This window comes from Comamonas sp. C11, from assembly GCF_024496285.1.
Classification (GTDB): domain Bacteria; phylum Pseudomonadota; class Gammaproteobacteria; order Burkholderiales; family Burkholderiaceae_C; genus Comamonas; species Comamonas testosteroni_F.
Window position 1 is genome coordinate 4776401 of the sequence record NZ_CP101743.1, and the last position, 17275, is coordinate 4793675.

Annotated in this window: 14 protein-coding genes and 1 pseudogene; 12 read left to right on the forward strand and 3 right to left on the reverse strand. The window is 59.4% G+C overall.

Annotation, left to right across the window (positions count from 1 at the left end):
* The first annotated feature begins 2 nt into the window (after window positions 1-2).
* The 7 genes from NOX35_RS22050 (at window position 3) to NOX35_RS22080 (ending at window position 6730) form a co-directional block, all read left to right on the forward strand.
* Window positions 3-968, forward strand: coding sequence for a 3-carboxyethylcatechol 2,3-dioxygenase (locus NOX35_RS22050; RefSeq protein WP_256494735.1), 966 nt, complete (start codon window positions 3-5; stop codon window positions 966-968).
* A 48-nt stretch (window positions 969-1016) separates the two neighbouring features.
* Window positions 1017-1760, forward strand: a complete 744-nt coding sequence (mhpD, locus tag NOX35_RS22055) for a 2-keto-4-pentenoate hydratase (protein ID WP_256496956.1) — start codon at window positions 1017-1019, stop codon at window positions 1758-1760.
* A gap of 65 nt (window positions 1761-1825) precedes the next feature.
* Window positions 1826-2803 (forward strand): tripartite tricarboxylate transporter substrate binding protein, encoded by a 978-nt coding sequence (locus NOX35_RS22060; protein ID WP_256494736.1) that lies wholly within the window; start codon window positions 1826-1828, stop codon window positions 2801-2803.
* 11 nt (window positions 2804-2814) lie between these two features.
* Window positions 2815-3792: a tripartite tricarboxylate transporter substrate binding protein gene (locus NOX35_RS22065; protein WP_232538021.1), complete on the forward strand. Its 978-nt coding sequence runs from the start codon at window positions 2815-2817 to the stop codon at window positions 3790-3792.
* A 23-nt stretch (window positions 3793-3815) separates the two neighbouring features.
* Window positions 3816-4766: an acetaldehyde dehydrogenase (acetylating) gene (locus NOX35_RS22070; protein ID WP_256494737.1), complete on the forward strand. Its 951-nt coding sequence runs from the start codon at window positions 3816-3818 to the stop codon at window positions 4764-4766.
* 14 nt (window positions 4767-4780) lie between these two features.
* On the forward strand, window positions 4781-5812 hold the full coding sequence (gene dmpG, locus NOX35_RS22075; RefSeq protein ID WP_256494738.1) for a 4-hydroxy-2-oxovalerate aldolase: 1032 nt from the start codon (window positions 4781-4783) through the stop codon (window positions 5810-5812).
* 57 nt (window positions 5813-5869) lie between these two features.
* Window positions 5870-6730, forward strand: a complete 861-nt coding sequence (locus NOX35_RS22080; protein WP_182284387.1) for an alpha/beta fold hydrolase — start codon at window positions 5870-5872, stop codon at window positions 6728-6730.
* A gap of 318 nt (window positions 6731-7048) precedes the next feature.
* On the opposite strand, the gene NOX35_RS22085 is transcribed toward NOX35_RS22080, so the two are convergent.
* Complete coding sequence (locus tag NOX35_RS22085; RefSeq protein ID WP_371878502.1) at window positions 7049-8017, reverse strand: LysR family transcriptional regulator; 969 nt, start codon at window positions 8015-8017, stop codon at window positions 7049-7051.
* A gap of 127 nt (window positions 8018-8144) precedes the next feature.
* Here NOX35_RS22085 and NOX35_RS22090 point away from each other — a divergent pair, with 127 nt between their 5' ends.
* Window positions 8145-9719 carry an MFS transporter gene (locus NOX35_RS22090; RefSeq protein WP_256494739.1) on the forward strand — a complete coding sequence of 525 codons (1575 nt, stop codon included), beginning with the start codon at window positions 8145-8147 and terminating at the stop codon, window positions 9717-9719.
* A 1542-nt stretch (window positions 9720-11261) separates the two neighbouring features.
* Here the strand turns inward: NOX35_RS22090 and NOX35_RS22095 are convergent.
* Together NOX35_RS22095 and NOX35_RS22100 are read right to left on the reverse strand one after the other, a co-directional pair.
* Window positions 11262-12518 carry an alpha/beta hydrolase gene (locus NOX35_RS22095; RefSeq protein ID WP_256494741.1) on the reverse strand — a complete coding sequence of 419 codons (1257 nt, stop codon included), beginning with the start codon at window positions 12516-12518 and terminating at the stop codon, window positions 11262-11264.
* Window positions 12519-12583: 65 nt separating this feature from the next.
* Window positions 12584-13633 carry an SDR family oxidoreductase gene (locus tag NOX35_RS22100; protein WP_182284390.1) on the reverse strand — a complete coding sequence of 350 codons (1050 nt, stop codon included), beginning with the start codon at window positions 13631-13633 and terminating at the stop codon, window positions 12584-12586.
* Window positions 13634-13780: 147 nt separating this feature from the next.
* Here NOX35_RS22100 and NOX35_RS22105 point away from each other — a divergent pair, with 147 nt between their 5' ends.
* The 4 genes and pseudogenes from NOX35_RS22105 (at window position 13781) to NOX35_RS22120 (ending at window position 17220) form a co-directional block, all read left to right on the forward strand.
* Window positions 13781-14494, forward strand: coding sequence for a TetR/AcrR family transcriptional regulator (locus NOX35_RS22105; protein ID WP_182284391.1), 714 nt, complete (start codon window positions 13781-13783; stop codon window positions 14492-14494).
* 115 nt (window positions 14495-14609) lie between these two features.
* A pseudogene (locus tag NOX35_RS22110) lies at window positions 14610-14977 on the forward strand (transposase); the annotation flags it as partial.
* 157 nt (window positions 14978-15134) lie between these two features.
* Window positions 15135-16079: an RNA polymerase sigma factor RpoH gene (gene rpoH, locus NOX35_RS22115; RefSeq protein ID WP_003071304.1), complete on the forward strand. Its 945-nt coding sequence runs from the start codon at window positions 15135-15137 to the stop codon at window positions 16077-16079.
* Between the two features lie 142 nt (window positions 16080-16221).
* On the forward strand, window positions 16222-17220 hold the full coding sequence (locus NOX35_RS22120) for a tripartite tricarboxylate transporter substrate binding protein (RefSeq protein ID WP_182284440.1): 999 nt from the start codon (window positions 16222-16224) through the stop codon (window positions 17218-17220).
* Window positions 17221-17275: the final 55 nt, after the last annotated feature.

A 17275-nucleotide genomic window follows, 5' to 3' on the forward strand; every position in this document is an offset into this window, starting at 1 on the left:
AGATGAGTGATAGCGCCATCGCCACTGCGCGCCGGGCATTTCTTGGCATGTCGCACTCGCCTTTGCTCGGTCTCAATCCTGTCGCGGCAGACGATCAGATCGCCATCGACAAGGCGATTGCTGCGGCGCGCGCGGCAGTTCATGAGTTCGCGCCAGAGCTCATCGTGCTGCTGGGGCCGGACCACTACAACGGCTTCTTCAATGAACTTATGCCGCCGTTCTGCATCGGCAGCCAGGCTACAGCCGTGGGCGACTATCTGTCTCCAGCCGGTCCTCTCAATGTGGCTGGAGAACTGGCCATCGCACTTGCCGACCACCTGATGGATAAACATTTCGATATCGCGGTGTCGCGGCGCATGTGGGTCGATCACGGCTTTTCGCAGGCCCTGCAGTTTCTGTGGGGGGACGAGATGGACACGCCGCCTGTCATTCCCATCTTCATGAATGCAGTGGCCCAACCCGGTATTGCGCGCATGGCCCGATGCAAGGCACTGGGAGAAGGCATTGGCAGCTTTCTCGACCGGTTGCCACAGCGCACACTGCTGATTGGTTCCGGCGGGCTGTCGCACGAGCCTCCCGTCCCGACGCTGACCCATCCTGACCCTGCCGTACGCGAGCGCATTACCGTCCGCTCCACGCCCACAAAGCAGGAGCGCGAGCTCAAGACCGAGCGCGTCAAGGCCGCCGGTCTGGCTCTGGCCAATGGCGACAGCTCGATGAAGCCGCTCAACCCCGAGTGGGATCTGCAATGGATGGACGCCATGGCCAGCGGCCAGCTGGACGGACTATGTGCGATGAGCGAAGCCTCGATCGGCGCCATGGCCGGCAACTCTGCCCATGAGTCCAAGACCTGGCTGGTGGCGCGGTCCGCACTGCCTGCCAACACCCGTCTGCCTTGTCCGGTACGGACCTACCGCGCCATTCCATCGCTCATTGCGGGCTATGGCGTGATGTTCATGCACCACTGATCCTCATTCTTTCATGACTGCCATGCAGACCACCAAGCAAATACAGGCCTGCGCCACGCGGAAGCCACCGCCACCCCCATTGCTCCCCTGCGCGAGGAGATCGCCGACAACGACAGCGCCTATGCCGTGCAACTGGCCAATGTGCAATATGCACAGAGTCAGGGCCGCCGGATCGTGGGTCGCAAGATCGGGCTGACATCCCTTGCCGTGCAAAAGCAGCTGGGCGTGGACCAACCCGACTTCGGCACGCTGTTCGCAGACATGCTCTATGGCGACGATGAGGTCGTGCCCCTGTCGCGGACGCTTCAGCCCAAGGTCGAGGCCGAGGTGGCGCTGGTACTGGCCAAGGATCTGGAGCGACCCGACACCACGCTGGTGGATGTCATCAGCGCCACCGCCTATGTGCTTCCGGCCATCGAGATCGTGGGCAGCCGCATTGCCGACTGGAATATCCGCTTCATTGACACCGTGGCCGACAACGCATCCAGCGGTCTGGTCGTGCTGGGCGCCGTACCGACTGCGCTCAACGCACTGGATCTCAAGCTGTGCGAGATGCAGATGACGCGCAATGGCGATGTCGTCTCCACCGGATCCGGTGGAGCCTGCCTGGGCCATCCCCTGAATGCCGCCGTTTGGCTGGCCCGCCGACTCGCCAGCCTCGGCCAGGCGCTGCGAGCCGGCGACCTCGTGCTGACCGGTGCCCTGGGCCCCATGGTCGCAGTGAATGCCGGCGATCGTTTCGAAGCCCGCATCAGCGGCGTCGGCTCCGTGTGCGCGCAGTTTGAACGGTAAATCTTCTAGAAAGCATTCCCGCCCCCGTTTTCCATTGCTCATAACGATTATTCAGGAGACAAATCATGTGGAATCGACGTCAATTGTTCGCAGCCGGTGCTGCCTCGCTCGCTGCCTGCGTGGGTACACCCGCCATCGCGCAGAATTTCCCCAACCGTGCCGTGACCATGGTCGTTCCCTTCCCGGCCGGAGGCATCACCGATGCCGTGGCGCGTGCGCTGGCAAGCAAGATGGGGGAGCAGCTTGGCAAGCCTGTCATCGTTGACAACCGGCCCGGCGGAGGCGGCCAGATTGCGGCGGCCTATGTGCGCCAGCAAGCGGCCGACGGCCATACCCTGTATGTCGGTGCCACCGAGATGTTTGCCATCAACCCCTCGTTGTTTCGCAATTTCTCATATGACCCGCTGAAGGATTTCAGTCCCGTCACTTCGCTGATCGCTTCGCCGTTGGTGCTTGTCGTCCCTGCCAATAGTTCACTGACCAGCGTCAAGGAACTCATAGCCCAGGCCAAGAGCCGCAAGGACGGACTGAACTTCGCCTCGCAGGGCATGGGCTCCATCGGCCATCTTCTCGGAGAGACCTTCCGCGGCAAGGTTGGCGGAAAGTTCAACCATGTAGCCTACAAAGGCTCCGCACCCGCACTGCAGGATGTGATGGGTGGACAGGTGGACTTCATGTTCGACCCGGTCATCACCACAGCCCCACTGGTGGCCGGCAAGAAACTCAAGCCCCTGGCGATTGCGGCCGACAAGCGTTCGCCACAAATGCCGGACGTACCCACCCTGGCCGAGCTTGGCGTGCCCGGTGTGAATGCCGGCGTGTGGTTCGGTGCCGTGGTCAAGACAGGTACCGCTGCAGCTGTGGTTGAACGTCTGAACGATGCCATCCACCAGGCCATGAAGGACCCTGAAGTGGTCAAGCGTTTTGCCGATCAAGGCATGCAGGCGTTCCCGTCAACCCCGGCCCAGTTTGGCAGCTTCATGCAGTCGGAGCTGACCAAATGGGGTCCTCTGGTCAAGGCCAGCGGCGCTTCGATCGAGTGAGCAGGCAGCCAATGTTGCATCGTCGAACTCTTTTGCAGTCGGCTCTGGGCTTGGGCAGCCTGTCGATCGGCGGCCTCGGCTCGGTGCAGGCCTTTCCCGGCAAGCCCATCACACTCGTGCTGCCGTTTTCCGCCGGCGGCATCAGCGATGTCATGGCCCGAGCCCTCGGTCAGCATTTGGCTCAACAGCTGGGCAAGCCCGTGATTGTTGACAACAAGCCTGGTGCAGGAGGGCAGATTGCGGCCAGCACCGTGCTTCAACAGGCAGCCGATGGACACACCGTGTATGTGGCTGGCACGGCCATGTTTGCCATCAACCCAACGCTGTTCCGCAAGTTTTCCTACGACCCTGTCAAGGACTTCGAGCCGGTAACGTCTCTGGTCACCTCTCCTCTGGTGCTCGTGGTTTCGGCAGACAGTCCTGTCAGGACGCTGAGCGAGCTGGTGGCGCTTTCCCGCAGCAGCAAGCAAGGCCTGACATTTGCCTCACAAGGCCTGGGCTCCATCGGCCACCTGCTGGGGGAGCTGTTTCGCGGCAAAACCGGTGGAAGCATGTCTCATGTGGCCTACAAAGGCTCGGTGCCGGCACTGCAGGACGTGATGACAAACCGGGTCGACTTCATGTTCGATCCCACGAGTTCAACCGAAGCGCTGATCCGAGGCAGAAAGCTGCGCGCGCTGGCGATTGCCTCTGAAAGACGCAGTCCCCAACTGCCCGATGTTCCCACCATGGCGGAGCTGGGAGTGTCCGGTGTCGATGCAGGCGTCTGGTTCGGCGCAGCCGTGCGAAGCGGAACTCCTGCCACGGTGGTCCAGACATTGAACCGTGCGCTGGTCGCAGCCTTGCAGGACCCGGGCATACAGAAACGCTTCGAAAGCCAGGGCATGCAGGCCTATCCGCAAACCCCGGAGCAATTCAGGCAATTCATCCACAGCGAGATCGCACGCTGGGCACCGCTGATCCGGTCCAGCGGAGCCGGCATCGACTGATTTTTTTTCTGAAGGTAAACGCTATGACGCGCAAACTCAAGGCCGCCATCATCGGCAGCGGCAATATCGGCACGGATCTGATGATCAAGATCCTGCGCCATGGCAAGCACATCGAGATGGGCGCCATGGTCGGCATTGACCCCAACTCCGACGGTCTGGCCCGCGCCGCCCGCATGGGCGTGGCCACTACCCACGAAGGCGTGGAAGGCCTCACGCGCATGCCCGGGTTCGCCGACATCGACTTTGTGTTCGATGCCACCAGTGCCGGCGCACATGTGAAGAACGATGCCTTCCTGCGCAGCCTCAGGCCCGGCATCCGCATGATCGACCTGACGCCGGCGGCCATCGGCCCGTACTGCATTCCCGTGGTCAACGGCGACATGCATCTGGACGCGCCGAATGTGAACATGGTCACCTGCGGCGGCCAGGCCACCATACCCATGGTTGCCGCAGTCTCTCGTGTGGCCAAGGTGCATTACGGCGAAATCATTGCCTCGATTGCCAGCAAGAGTGCAGGCCCCGGCACCAGGGCCAATATCGACGAATTCACCGAGACCACCTCCAAGGCGATCGAGGTCGTGGGCGGCGCCACCAAGGGCAAGGCCATCATCATCATGAACCCGGCCGAGCCGCCCCTGATCATGCGCGACACGGTCTACACCCTGAGCGCGCTGGCCGACGAGGCCGCCATTGCCGCCTCGGTGGAGCAGATGGCCGCTGCCGTGCAGTCCTATGTGCCGGGCTACCGCCTCAAGCAGCAGGTGCAGTTCGACCGTATCGACACCCCGATCCGCATCCCCGGCGTGGGCGATGCCCTCACGGGCCTGAAAACTTCGATTTTTCTCGAAGTCGAGGGCGCGGCCCACTATCTGCCTGCCTACGCCGGCAACCTGGACATCATGACCAGTGCCGGTCTGCGCACTGCAGAGCAGATGGCCGAACGCATGCTGGCGACGCTCGCCGTGGCCGCCTGAGGAGACGACACACCATGACGCCAACCAAGAAAATCTACATCTCCGACGTGACCCTGCGCGACGGCAGCCACGCCATTCGTCACCAGTACAGCGTGGAGCAGGCCAGGCAGATCGCCCAGGCCCTGGATGAGGCCCGGGTCGACTCGATCGAGGTCGCCCACGGCGACGGCCTGCAAGGCTCCAGCTTCAACTATGGCTTTGGTGCCCATACCGACCTGGAGTGGATAGAGGCCGTGGCCAGCGTGGTCAAGCACGCCAAGATCACCACCTTGCTGCTGCCGGGCATCGGCACCGTCCACGACCTCAAGGCTGCCTTCGAGGCCGGAGTCCGCGTGGTGCGGGTAGCCACCCACTGCACCGAGGCTGACGTGTCCCGCCAGCACATCGAGTACGCGCGCCAGTTGGGCATGGAAGCCGTGGGCTTTCTGATGATGAGCCATATGACCTCGCCCAAGGCCCTGGCCGGGCAAGCCAAGCTCATGGAGAGTTACGGCGCCACCTGCTGCTATGTCGTGGACTCCGGCGGTGCGCTGGGCATGAACGATGTGCGCGATCGCTTCAGGGCCTTCAAGGACATCCTCAAGCCGGAAACCCAGACCGGCATGCACGCCCACCACAACCTGAGCCTGGGCGTGGCCAACTCCATCGTGGCCGTGGAAGAAGGCTGCGACCGTGTGGATGCCAGCCTGGCCGGCATGGGCGCGGGCGCCGGCAATGCTCCGCTGGAGGTGTTCATCGCAGCCGCGGAGCGCCTGGGCTGGAACCATGGCACGGATCTGTACAAGCTCATGGATGCGGCCGACGACATCGTGCGCCCGCTGCAGGACCGTCCGGTGCGCGTGGACCGCGAAACACTGGCACTGGGTTACGCAGGCGTTTACAGCTCGTTCCTGCGTCACTCCGAAGCCGCAGCGGCCAAATACGGACTCAAGGCCGTGGACATTCTGGTGGAGCTGGGCAAGCGCCGCATGGTCGGGGGTCAGGAAGACATGATTGTCGACGTAGCGCTGGACCTGCTGAGGCAACGCGAAGCCGCCTCCCTCTGATCTTTTCACCATCCTCGCGGTCAGCCAGCCGTGGCTGCCGCCTTCACGGAGTCATTTATGAACGCCCCTAACACGGAAGCCTCCAGTAGTCGCTTTGTCACGATCACCGAGGCGGGACAGCCCCTGAGGCTGCACTACAACGATGTCGGCTCCGGCAGTGAAGTCGTGGTCATGCTGCACGGCTCCGGCCCAGGCGCCAGCGGCTGGGCCAACTTCCACCGCAATATCGAACCGCTGGTGGATGCGGGATACCGTGTCATTTTGCTGGACTGCCCCGGCTGGAGCAAAAGCGATACCATCGTCAGCACAGGCTCGCGATCGGATCTGAACGCACGCTGCCTCAAAGGCGTGCTGGACGCGCTGGACATTGCCAAGGTTCACATCATCGGCAACTCCATGGGCGGTCATAGCGCCGTGGGCTTTGCGCTGGCCAACCCCGAGATGGTGGGCAAGCTCATCCTCATGGGCGGCGGCACCGGCGGCCCCAGCGCCCTCGTGCCCATGCCCGCCGAAGGCATCAAGCTCATCGGCGCGCTGTACCGCGACCCTACGGTGGAGAACCTCAAGCGCATGATGAATGTGTTTGTGTACGACACCAGCAGCCTGACCGAAGAGCTCTATCAGCAGCGTCTGAGCAATATCCTGGCCCGCCGTGATCACCTCGAAAACTTCGTCAAGAGCGCCCAGATCAACCCGAAGCAGTTCAGCGACTACGGCGCGCGTCTGCCTGAAATCAAGGCCAGGACCTTGATCATCTGGGGCCGTGACGACCGCTTTGTGCCATTGGACATCGGCCTGCGCCTGCTATGGGGTATTCCCAACTCGGAATTCCACGTGTTCAGTCAGTGCGGCCATTGGGCACAGTGGGAGCACGCCGAAGTCTTCAACAATATGGTTCAAGACTTTCTCGCACGCTGACCGGCCAGTGAGCCAGCAAGAAGTGGGAGCAAGCCATTGAGATGCATGCCATGCATGGGCAACAGTTCAATGGCTTGTTTGGGATGCGGGGCAGGAATTCAGGTCAGCGGCCCAACCATCCCTGCCTCAGGCAGGCTCCGCCTCCGATTGAGCTAGCTGGATGCGACAGCCTGGCTGTCACACGGATATTGGCATCAATCAAGCGAAATTCCACGTTTCGTCGTCAGGATCACTTCGAAGCATTTCACTCACTGTGATCCTTCTGCGGCTCAAACACATCCGCCCGGGCCATGCTCCGCTAGTGGAAAAGCGCGGCCCTTACCGAGAACGGATTGAATTGCCGTTTTTTGCCACCGAATCATCATCGACATTCAGCAAAGCCGGAATTTCAGCCACCAGTGCATCGATGGCCACCCGCAACTTGCGACGCAATTGCCGTGTCTGCGGCCAGAGAGCATGGATCTCATAGGAGCGGGCCCGATAGTCGGGCAGGATATGTACCAGCTCTCCACGCTTGGCATAGCTGCTCAGCAGCCAGCAGGGTACCCAGGCAATACCGTAGCCGGCCACGGCAGCAGCGGCAATGGCCTGGATATCGTCCATGCTGATCTGGGAGCGCACTTGCAGGCGGTAGTCTGAGCTGCCGCCTCGCCCAGCAACTGGCGAAACATTCCACGGAGCGACGACACCCGAGCGCGAGTAACTGATGACCGCATGACCATCGAGTTCCTCCAGTTTGCCGGGCGTGCCGTGGCGTGCCAGATAGGCCGGGGAAGCTCCGATGCTGATGTGCTGTGTGCCCAGCAGGCGCGCAGACAAGGTGCCGCTGTCATGCAGGGGGCCTATGCGTATGGCCAGGTCAAATCCCTCCTCGATCAGATCCACTGTCCGGTCGCCAAACGACAGATCGATACTCAGCTGCGGATACAGACGCGTCAGATTCAGCAGTATTGGCGCCACGCACAGCTGCCCAAAGCCTTCTGGCACGCTGACCCGCAGGCGGCCGATGGGCTCCATGCGGCCACTGTCCAGATCTGCCTCGGCTTCATCCAGCTCCTTGAGTGCCCGAGTGCAGCGCTCGTAGTAGATCTGCCCCTCCTCGGTCAGGGTCTGGCTACGCGTATTGCGCTGCAGTAGCCGCGTGCCCAGACGTGCCTCCAGCCTCGCAACGGCCTTGCCCACGGCAGAGCGCGTCACACCAAGCCGCTGGGCAGCAGGGGTGAAGCCGCCCGCTTCCACCACCTGCACAAAGGTGGAAACTCCTTCCAGAGGGTCTTGCACAGCCATTTCTATTAGGTCCTTTCATTCCCCAAAAATGGGAAATCAATGCGTGAATTTAAGAATTTTATTCCCATAGACTCGCATTGAACGTTCTGCGTCAGAACGCCGTTTCCCTTTTCTGGAATGCGCAACCATGTCCTCGAATGATGTTGATCTCTTGAACACCAGCCGCCTGGAGCTGGCACCGAACCGGCGCAATCGCATTGCACTGCTATCGGTCTGTCTGGCCGCACTGATGTTCAGCCTTGAAATCTCCAGCGTGCCTGTCATCCTGCCCACGCTAGAGTCCGTTCTGCACAGTGACTTCAAAGGCATTCAGTGGATCATGAATGCCTACACCATCGCCTGCGTCTCGGTGCTCATGGCCACCGGGACACTGGCAGACCGGTTTGGCCGCAAGCGGGTCTTTCTGATCTCCATAGCCCTCTTTGCATTTTCATCGCTGCTGTGCGGCCTGGCATGGAACACGCCGATGCTGATTGCCAGCCGCGTGTTCCAGGGGGCCAGTGGCGGGGCCATGCTGATCTGCCTGGTAGCCGTCCTCTCGCACCAATTTCCACAAGGCGCCGAGCGCAGCCGCGCCTTCAGCACCTGGGGAGTCATGCTCGGCATAGGCTTGGGCTTTGGCCCGCTGATTGGCGGCATGATCGTCGCCCTATCGGGCTGGCGCTGGGTGTTCTGGGTACACGTGCTGATTGCCACGCTGACCTTCTTCCTGGCCGCCATCGCCGTGCAGGAATCGCATGACCCCAAGGCCGGCGCGCTGGATCTTGCGGGCATCGTCACGCTGTCCCTCGCGGTATTCGGCCTGGCCTTCTTTGTGACCCAAGGCTCCGACACCGGTTTTGGCAGCATGTCTGCTCTGGCCGCCATGGCTGTGGGTCTGCTGAGTTTTGCGATCTTTGTGTGGGTGGAACTGCGTGCCCAGCATCCCATGTTCGACTTCTCGGTCTTTCGGGTGTGCAATTTCTCCGGTGCGCTGATGGGCTCCATGGGCATGAACTTCAGCTTCTGGGCGTTCATCATCTACCTGCCCATCTATTTCCAGAGTGCGCTAGGTCAGGATGTCACGGCCGCTGGCGTCTCGCTGCTAGCCTACACCCTTCCCACGCTGGTGTTCCCGGTGGTCGGAGAACGCATCGCCATGCGCTATGGCCCACGCATCGCCATTCCGCTGGGGTTATTCGCCATCGGTCTTGGATTCATGCTGATGCTCGCTGGCAGCCAGCTCGCCCACAGCCACTGGCTTTACATGCTGCCGGGCTGCCTGATTGCCGGCGCAGGGCTGGGCATCACCAACACCCCGGTGACAAATACCACCACGGCAGCGGTCTCCAGCACGCGCGCCGGCATGGCGTCCGGCATCGACATGAGTGCCCGCATGATTACGCTGTCGATCAATATCGCGCTGATGGGCTTCCTGCTGGTGCATGGCGTACAGCAGCATCTGCAAACCGCATTGCGCGATCCTGTCGATGCTGCAGCGCTGCGCGAGGTGGCCAACGGCATTGCCTCTGGCAACCTGCAAGCCCTGTATACCCTGCAGGCAGGAGCTGGCGCCTCCACTTCGCCACAGGCGCTGACAGACATTGCCCGCGAGGCACTGGTACACAGCTTTGGCGGCGTAATGCTCTATGCCGCCATCGCCGTGTGGCTGCTGGCACTGTGCAGCTTTGTGATCTTTTCGGGTCGCAGTGCAGCCCGGTAGCTTTTCTGGCGCTCCAGGCCGATGGACAGTCCAGTGAATGTTACCGCTCGAACGCTATCGGCGAAATGTTGCCGAAGGCAGCCTGGCGACGTGTTGAGTTCTAGACCATTTCGATCTAGAGGACGTCGGTTTTGCCGAGCTGGCCTTCAAGCTTGGCGTCGGACGTCATGGGCTACCAAGGCTGAAGCAACGGGCTTGAAAACTTGAAAGAGCACTCAATGGCCTCCCATAGAGGTGGAGGTGATACGTAGCAGCTTGGCCAACTACTTCGGTGGAGTGGATATCGTCGGGCCCTAGGAGCAGAACCTCGCCAGAGCCCACTGCAACGTGGGTGGTTTCGACGACGATTCCGGACTTAGCGGACTTCGTGTAGAGGCGGTTCAATTCCAAGCCCCGAATGCCCACCACGACAGCCCATGTTTCGTGGCAGTGAGGAGGACTTGTGACGCCAACTCCATCCGAGACAAGATACAGTGCCGGCCGATCCCCAGCGACGGCAAGTTCATAGAGAGCCTCCTCGCCAACTCGAGCTACAGGATAAGGAGCTACTTGCCACATAGGGGAGTTCGCAAGGTGTAGAAGGCTGTCTGCAATAGCCTCGAAATCGACCGCAGACTTTGGCGGCGTGCTGATGCGATCGACTAATTGATGCGCCTGCTCGACTATCGTGCCTGGTGATTGCATCAGAATTCCCCAACTTCCTAACATGATGTAGACCGACTCTGGTTGCGCGAGACAGCAACACTGCTGCGTGATGGCGAAAGTCCATTGGCTCACCCATTCACATAAGTGACTGCTCAGGGCCGCAAGCCAGCCATGAATCGACTCGGTTAAATGAGTCCCCTTTAGGGGGAAATATTCCTGGATATCGACTTCTGAGAGAAACCCGCGAGGTCACATGACGGGTCGTTCGAGTGACAACCTATTTCCTTTCCCCCAGCCTCATTTGATAGACCGCTGCGCTCCAGTACCGCGTACCGCTGCTTTCTCGGCAAATCCACCCCGCAGACTCCAACTGCTTCGCGATCAATCGATTCATGAAGCCATGGCCAAGCAGCAGAACGGGGCCTTCATTTGCGATCAATTGAAGTCGCTGAGCCGCTGTATTAGCTCTTGCTTTAGCTTCTCGGGCAGACTCGACTCCTCCAGAAAAACCGCACAGCCATGCAATCCGGAGAAAAAATGCCCATGTAAATGGGAAAAAAAAAAGCGAGGTCGTCTCCATCTTCCGTGAGGCAACTTCGCCTCGCCAAAAATCTCATCTATAAGATGAGGTCGAAGGCCCAATGCTCGAACAGACGCCAGTGCTCGAGGTGCATTGCTCGAAATGATCACTTTTGCTGTGGCGGCCAAGCCTATGCTGGCCACAGGGACGGGATGTTCTACGATTTCGGATAGCTCGTAATGCTCAATCCAGTACCTCATGTCAAGTGCCGAAACCTTGCCGCCTGGAGCCAAGTTCGGCCGACCGTGGCGCATCAAAATAATTTCTCGATTCATTGAGTGGGAGCAGAGTTAATCGATTGCTTGTCAGCGGTCCAATCAATGGCCGACTTTTAGCCGTCGCATGAGCCAGTTCGCGGTGAACTCGAAGTGCTCTCGCATGTTCGACTCTGCCGTGTGGCCGTCATCTCCAAAGACCAGTTGCGTCACATTGAAGCCGAGAGCGGTAAGAGAAGTAGACTCATTTCTGGATACGAGATCTTCGCGGGCGCCGTTCACCATGAGGATGGGTTTGCGCAACTGCGCCGCGGTGGGCATCTTCAATTGATAGGAGAGTTGGAATGCTTCGTAGTATTCGCACATCGCCTGACGAGGTGTCGTCAGCGGATTCATGTTGGCAAACACGGTGTAGGGAGCGACGATCCATGCAGGCGCTTTCTCGCAATGCTCTTGTCCGAAGCTCGAATCGCTAGGGCCACCTACATTGACAATCGCTTGGTAGAAGTCGTTTCGCAGCCCGCCAAGAGTTCCCAAATAGCCCCCCATACTCCAGCCGTACACGGCCACTCGGCTTGTGTCTAGGTCGTGGCGCGTCTTGATGTAGTCGGCAACCGTGTCCAGCATTGCAGAGGACTCCGGACGGAATCCCAGCGGGTTCTCCCCGGTGTCTGGATTTTCCACAATGAGGGTCGCAAACCCGCGGCCCATGAAGTAGTCGCTATGCCGGATCATCTCCGTCTTCAGGTTGTCAAGGCCACCGAGAATGACCAGCACCGGAGGCTTCTTATTGCTGCTGCTTCGTGTCGACAGTGTTCGGAAGTAGCCAATGAAATCCTTTTCGCCGGTCCTGAATTTGATCCGCTGGAGCGGTTTTCCCAGGACTGCGTAAGCTCGTTCGGTTGCCGACAGATCCGCAATGGGGACCTGCTTGGGCAGTCGATTCATTCGCAGATAGAACGCGGCCTTTTTGTATTCGGCCGATGCACTCTCGCTCTCGCCGCGCGCTTCGGCCGCATGCGCTCGTGCTAGATGCACCTGGGCGGGCTTGCTAAAAGTCGCCTGCCAAGCCGCCTGCGACGGCCCCGCGTTCTCCGGTAACCTTCCAACGATGCTATCGAACGTGCTTGCTTCGATGCCTGCATCCTCGAGCCACCAACAGATGTTGAACTTGAACGAAGGATGCATGCGAGCGATGCCTTCCGGGTACTCCGCCTGTCCTTTCCTGCAAAACTCGGCCATGCTGTCCGCTGCCCTGACGGAGAAGATGCTCTGCGCAGCGGATTGACGCGGGGCAACCGCAGAAAGAACGACGGCTCCAAGGAGCGTCAAGAGTTTCAAGATCAATTTTTCCGTCACAGTCGTTCCTTGTTTGGCTTCGGCAAATCCCCCAGAACAAGGGCGACGAAGAGGTTTACCTGGCGTTATTGAGGTGACGCAATGGGTAGCCAACCATGGCGGCGATACCAAGCGACCGTATCGGCAACAGTTTGCTCAATGGGTCGAAATATCAATTGAAGTTGCTGTTCGCTCTTCGTGTGAATGAAATGACTTCGTCCCGCCTCCTTGCGCATGAGCCGTACCGTCGCCAAGCTGAGTAAGATGGGTTTACCGCTGATCTTCGCGTAGAGTTCCTGCGCCGCCGCCAGGAAATACAGAAGCAAGAAAGGCAAGTTGCGTGTCGGCGTCTTGATTCCCGCGATCTGCCCCACCAAGGGAACCAATTCCTGCATCGTCATGTGGCGACCTGCGGCGAGATAGCGCTCACCGCGCTGGCCGCGTTCCGCAGCTGAAATTTGCGCCTTCGCTACATCGCGAGCATCGACAACCGAGAAGCTCCCTGGCAGCAACCCAGGCAATTTGCCAAGCACCACATCGTTGACAAATTGTCCTGACGAGGTTGGGCCGATATCGGCAGGACCCCACATCCAGCCGGGCAAGACAAAGCTCGCATGCATGTCCGGATGTGTGTCAAGAAAGGCCGATACGACTTGATCGGCCAGTATCTTGCTTCGGTAATAGTCGTCGTCAGCATCTGCTAGGTCACGCAGACAAGTCTCATCGATGGGCGCACCCGGCTCGCCATTCAGCACTGCGATGGATGAAGTCTGAACGAAGCGCCGGATGCCGGCGTCGTATGCCTGCTCAATAAGCTGCTGCGTGCCGTCTACATTGATGCGTTTGAGCTCTTCCCAGTGGCTGCCGCCTTTGAAGTTGTCTCGAAAGAAGGCCGCAGTATGGAACACCACGTCACATCCTTGCAGCGCCCTGGAGAAAGCGGGCACATCTGCCATATCACCCTGCACCAGTTCCACGCCCTTCACTCCTGTGAACTGTTGCATACCTTTGGTTTCCGAACGGACGAGAGCCTTGACGAAGACGCCACGCGCGACCAGCTCACGCACAAGGTTGTTGCCAAGAAGGCCTGTGGCGCCAGTGACAAAAGCTGACTGCGGATTGCTGTACTTTTTCATTTCGACTGATCTTCAAATATCACTTGAAATTTAAATGTACCGCTGGAACTTTGAAATCTCAAGTGATATCTGAAATTATTTTGGCAAGCATTCACACGAGGTCACACAACGATCGATATCTGAATCTCATGTGATATCTTTAAAGCCATGAGCACCACGACTGCAAGAAGACGCCTGACCCGAGACGAAAGCCGGGCACAGACTCGCGAGCACCTGATCGACGCTGCACGGCACTTGTTTGTGACAAACGGGTATGGAGGCGCATCGATCCGTGACATCGCGAACAACGCTGGCTATTCCCAAGGCGCTTTTTATTCAAACTTCTCAAGCAAAGAGGATGTCTTGCTAGAGTTGCTGCGGCGGCACATGGATGCAGAAGCGATGCAACTTACTACGCTCATGGGCGACAACGCGCAGTTGCCCGAGCAAATGCTGGCCCGACTGGAGGCCTGGGCTTCTACCCTCAATCACGATGCTGACTGGTGCATGCTTTCCATAGAACTGCAATTGCATGCGAGGCGTAGCCCATCTTTCGCTACGGAGTACCAAAAGGTTTGGGACAAACACCAATCCGAGATCGGCGGCGTGATCGACCTATTGTTTAAAAAGCTTGGTCGCTCAACTCCTGCCGAGCCTCACGAACTAGCTGCTGCTTTTATGGCACTTTCACATGGGCTTGCACTGCAAAAGACCACCGACCGCCAGGAGCTGACTGGACGCTTGATCATGGTGTTTCTACGTGGATTGATCGCAAGTTCGACACTCGATGGAGCGAAGAAACGGGCATTCAGGCCGGTGCGTGGTGAACCACGCAAGCGAGTGGCCAGTTACGAGGGTGATGTGGCCGTTCAAGACACTTGACGTTCAACGACTGGTGTTGGCGATTGCTGCTGTTTAGGCACTGAGTCACGAACGGTAATCCCCCCAAAAATCCAATACGCGAAGAAGTAGAGACTCTCAAAGGAGAATCTCTACCATGAAGAAATCGCGTTTCGCCGACAGCCAGATCATTGATGCACTCTAGCAGGCAGAGGCCGCTCGGACGGACCCCGAGCTCTGCCGAGAGTTGGGTATCAGCTCGGCGACGTTTTACAAGTGGTGAACCAAGTTCGGTGGCATGGACGCCTCGCTGATGGCGCGCATGAAGGAGCAGGAGGAAGAGAACCGACGCCTGCGCAAGATGTACATCGAGGAGAAGCTCAAGGCTGAGGTCGTGGCGGAGGCTCTTGCAAAAAAGTGGTGAAGCCATCTTGCCGATGCGAGATGGCTCAACGAGCTGTGCAACAACGAGGGCTGTCGATCCGGGCAGCCTGCCAAGCCTTCAAGATCAGCCAGGCCTGCTACTAGGGTGGATTACCAACAAAGTACAAATTCAAGAAGAATCGACAGGCAGGTCACAACCTGCGCCGTCAAAAACCAACAAAAGCTGTGGGAACTTTGTCTTTAGCACTCTCTCTAACGGAGTGCTAATATGAAGATCATGGAAGAAAGGAAACCTGCAATGAAAACTGCCTCCGGCTCCATTGCTACTGCCCTGGCGCCCGCGAACCCCTGGGCGCTGGTACCTCCGCTGGGCAACCTGGATGCCTATATCTCGGCGGTCAATCGTATGCCAATGCTCACCCTTGAGGAAGAGCAGGACTACGCTCGCAAGCTCAAAGAACACAATGATCTGGACGCCGCCGGGCGTCTGGTGATGTCCCACCTGCGTCTGGTTGTCTCCATCTCGCGCCAGTACCTGGGCTATGGCCTGCCTCACGGCGACCTGATTCAGGAGGGCAATGTGGGCCTGATGAAGGCTGTCAAACGCTTCGATCCCGATCAGGGCGTGCGTCTGGTCAGCTACGCCATGCACTGGATCAAGGCGGAAATTCACGAATATATCCTGAAGAACTGGCGCATGGTCAAGGTCGCGACGACCAAGGCCCAGCGCAAGCTGTTCTTCAATCTGCGCTCGATGAAGCATGACCTGAAGTCCGATGCCGCCATGGCCGACGAAGAGCTGGCCCTGCGCGAAACCCTGACTTCGAACGAAATTGATGCGGTTGCTGCAAAGCTCAACGTCAAGCGCGAGGAAGTCATCGAGATGGAAACCCGTCTGGCCGGCGGCGATGTGCTGCTGGATCCTTCTCCCAGCGATGATGGAGAACAGGCCTTCGGCCCTATCGCCTACCTGGCTGATGCCAGTCACGAGCCTACAGCCATGCTTGAATCGCGCCAGCGCGATCATCTGGCAACCGATGGTCTGGTCATGGCCCTGGAGGGCCTGGATGACCGCAGCCGCCGCATCGTTGAAGAGCGCTGGCTCAAGGTCAATGACGACGGCTCTGGCGGCATGACGCTGCATGAGCTGGCTGCCGAATACGGTGTGAGTGCCGAGCGCATTCGCCAAATTGAGGTAGCCGCCATGAAAAAGATGAAAAAAGCGCTGGCCGAGTTTGCGTAAACGCCAACTTGCGCTTCAAGCCTTTAAAAGGCTGAAATGCTGAACCTCAAACCCGGATAATTTCCGGGTTTTTTATTTTTCGGCATTGGTGCATGCTTTCACGCACACCGATCGCCTATCAAGAATTCAAAAGAGACCTGCCATGCCTATTCGCACTTCGCGCATCTTGAAGAACCTGTCCCGCCGCAGCCTGGTTGCAGCAGGAGTCGCCATGGCGGCGACAGCAATGGCTCCGGCCGTCCTGGCAGCCGACAACTGGCCCGACAAGCCCCTGCACCTGATCGTGGGCTTCCCCGCAGGCTCCTCGCCCGACCTGACAGCCCGCGCGTTGGCCGAGCCATTGGAGAAGAAGCTGGGTCAGACCATCATCGTGGAAAACCGCGTGGGTGCTGGCGGCAATATCGCCGGCGAGTATGTGGCCAAGGCAGATGGCTACACCTTCAGCGTGATGATCAACGGCAATATGACCATTGCCAAGATGCTCAACCCTGCAGTGCGCTATGACCCCATCAAAGACCTGCAGCCCGTGAGCCTGATCGGCGTGGCTCCGCTGGTACTGGTGGCCCCTGCGTCGGCCCCACAAGGCAAGGCCTTCATGGAAGCGGCCGCCAAGGCTGGCGACAAATGGAGCTATGGCTCGCCCGGTGTCGGTACCGTGGGCCATCTGGGCATGGAACTGCTCAAGAGCCGCTCGGCCATCAAGGCCGTGCACGTGCCCTATACCGGCTATCCCCAGGTGTTCAACGGCATTCAGGGCGGCGATTTGAAGCTGTCCATGCTCCCTCCGGCACTGGCCATGGCACAGATTCAGGCCGGCAAGCTGCACGGCATCGGCGTGACCTCTGCAGCACGCAGCCCTCTGGCTCCCGGCCTTCCCAGCCTCAAAGAGCTCGGCGTCAACAACTTTGATCTGGAAATCTGGAACGCCGTCGCTGCGCCCAGGTCCATGCCCAAGGCCCATGTGGACAAGCTGGCGGCCGCCGTCAGCGAGATCGTGCGTACGCCCGAGATGCGCCAGAAGCTGTCCATGCAAGGCTGGCAAGCCGTGGGCAGCTCGCCCGAAGGCCTGAGCAACCGCATCCAGCAGGATGTGAAGGCGCTGGGCGCCATCATTCGCGAGCAGGGAATCACGGCGCAGTAAACACGCCCCCTGAGCCGCTTTGCGGCTTCCCCCGAGGGGGGACGACAGCCTCGCT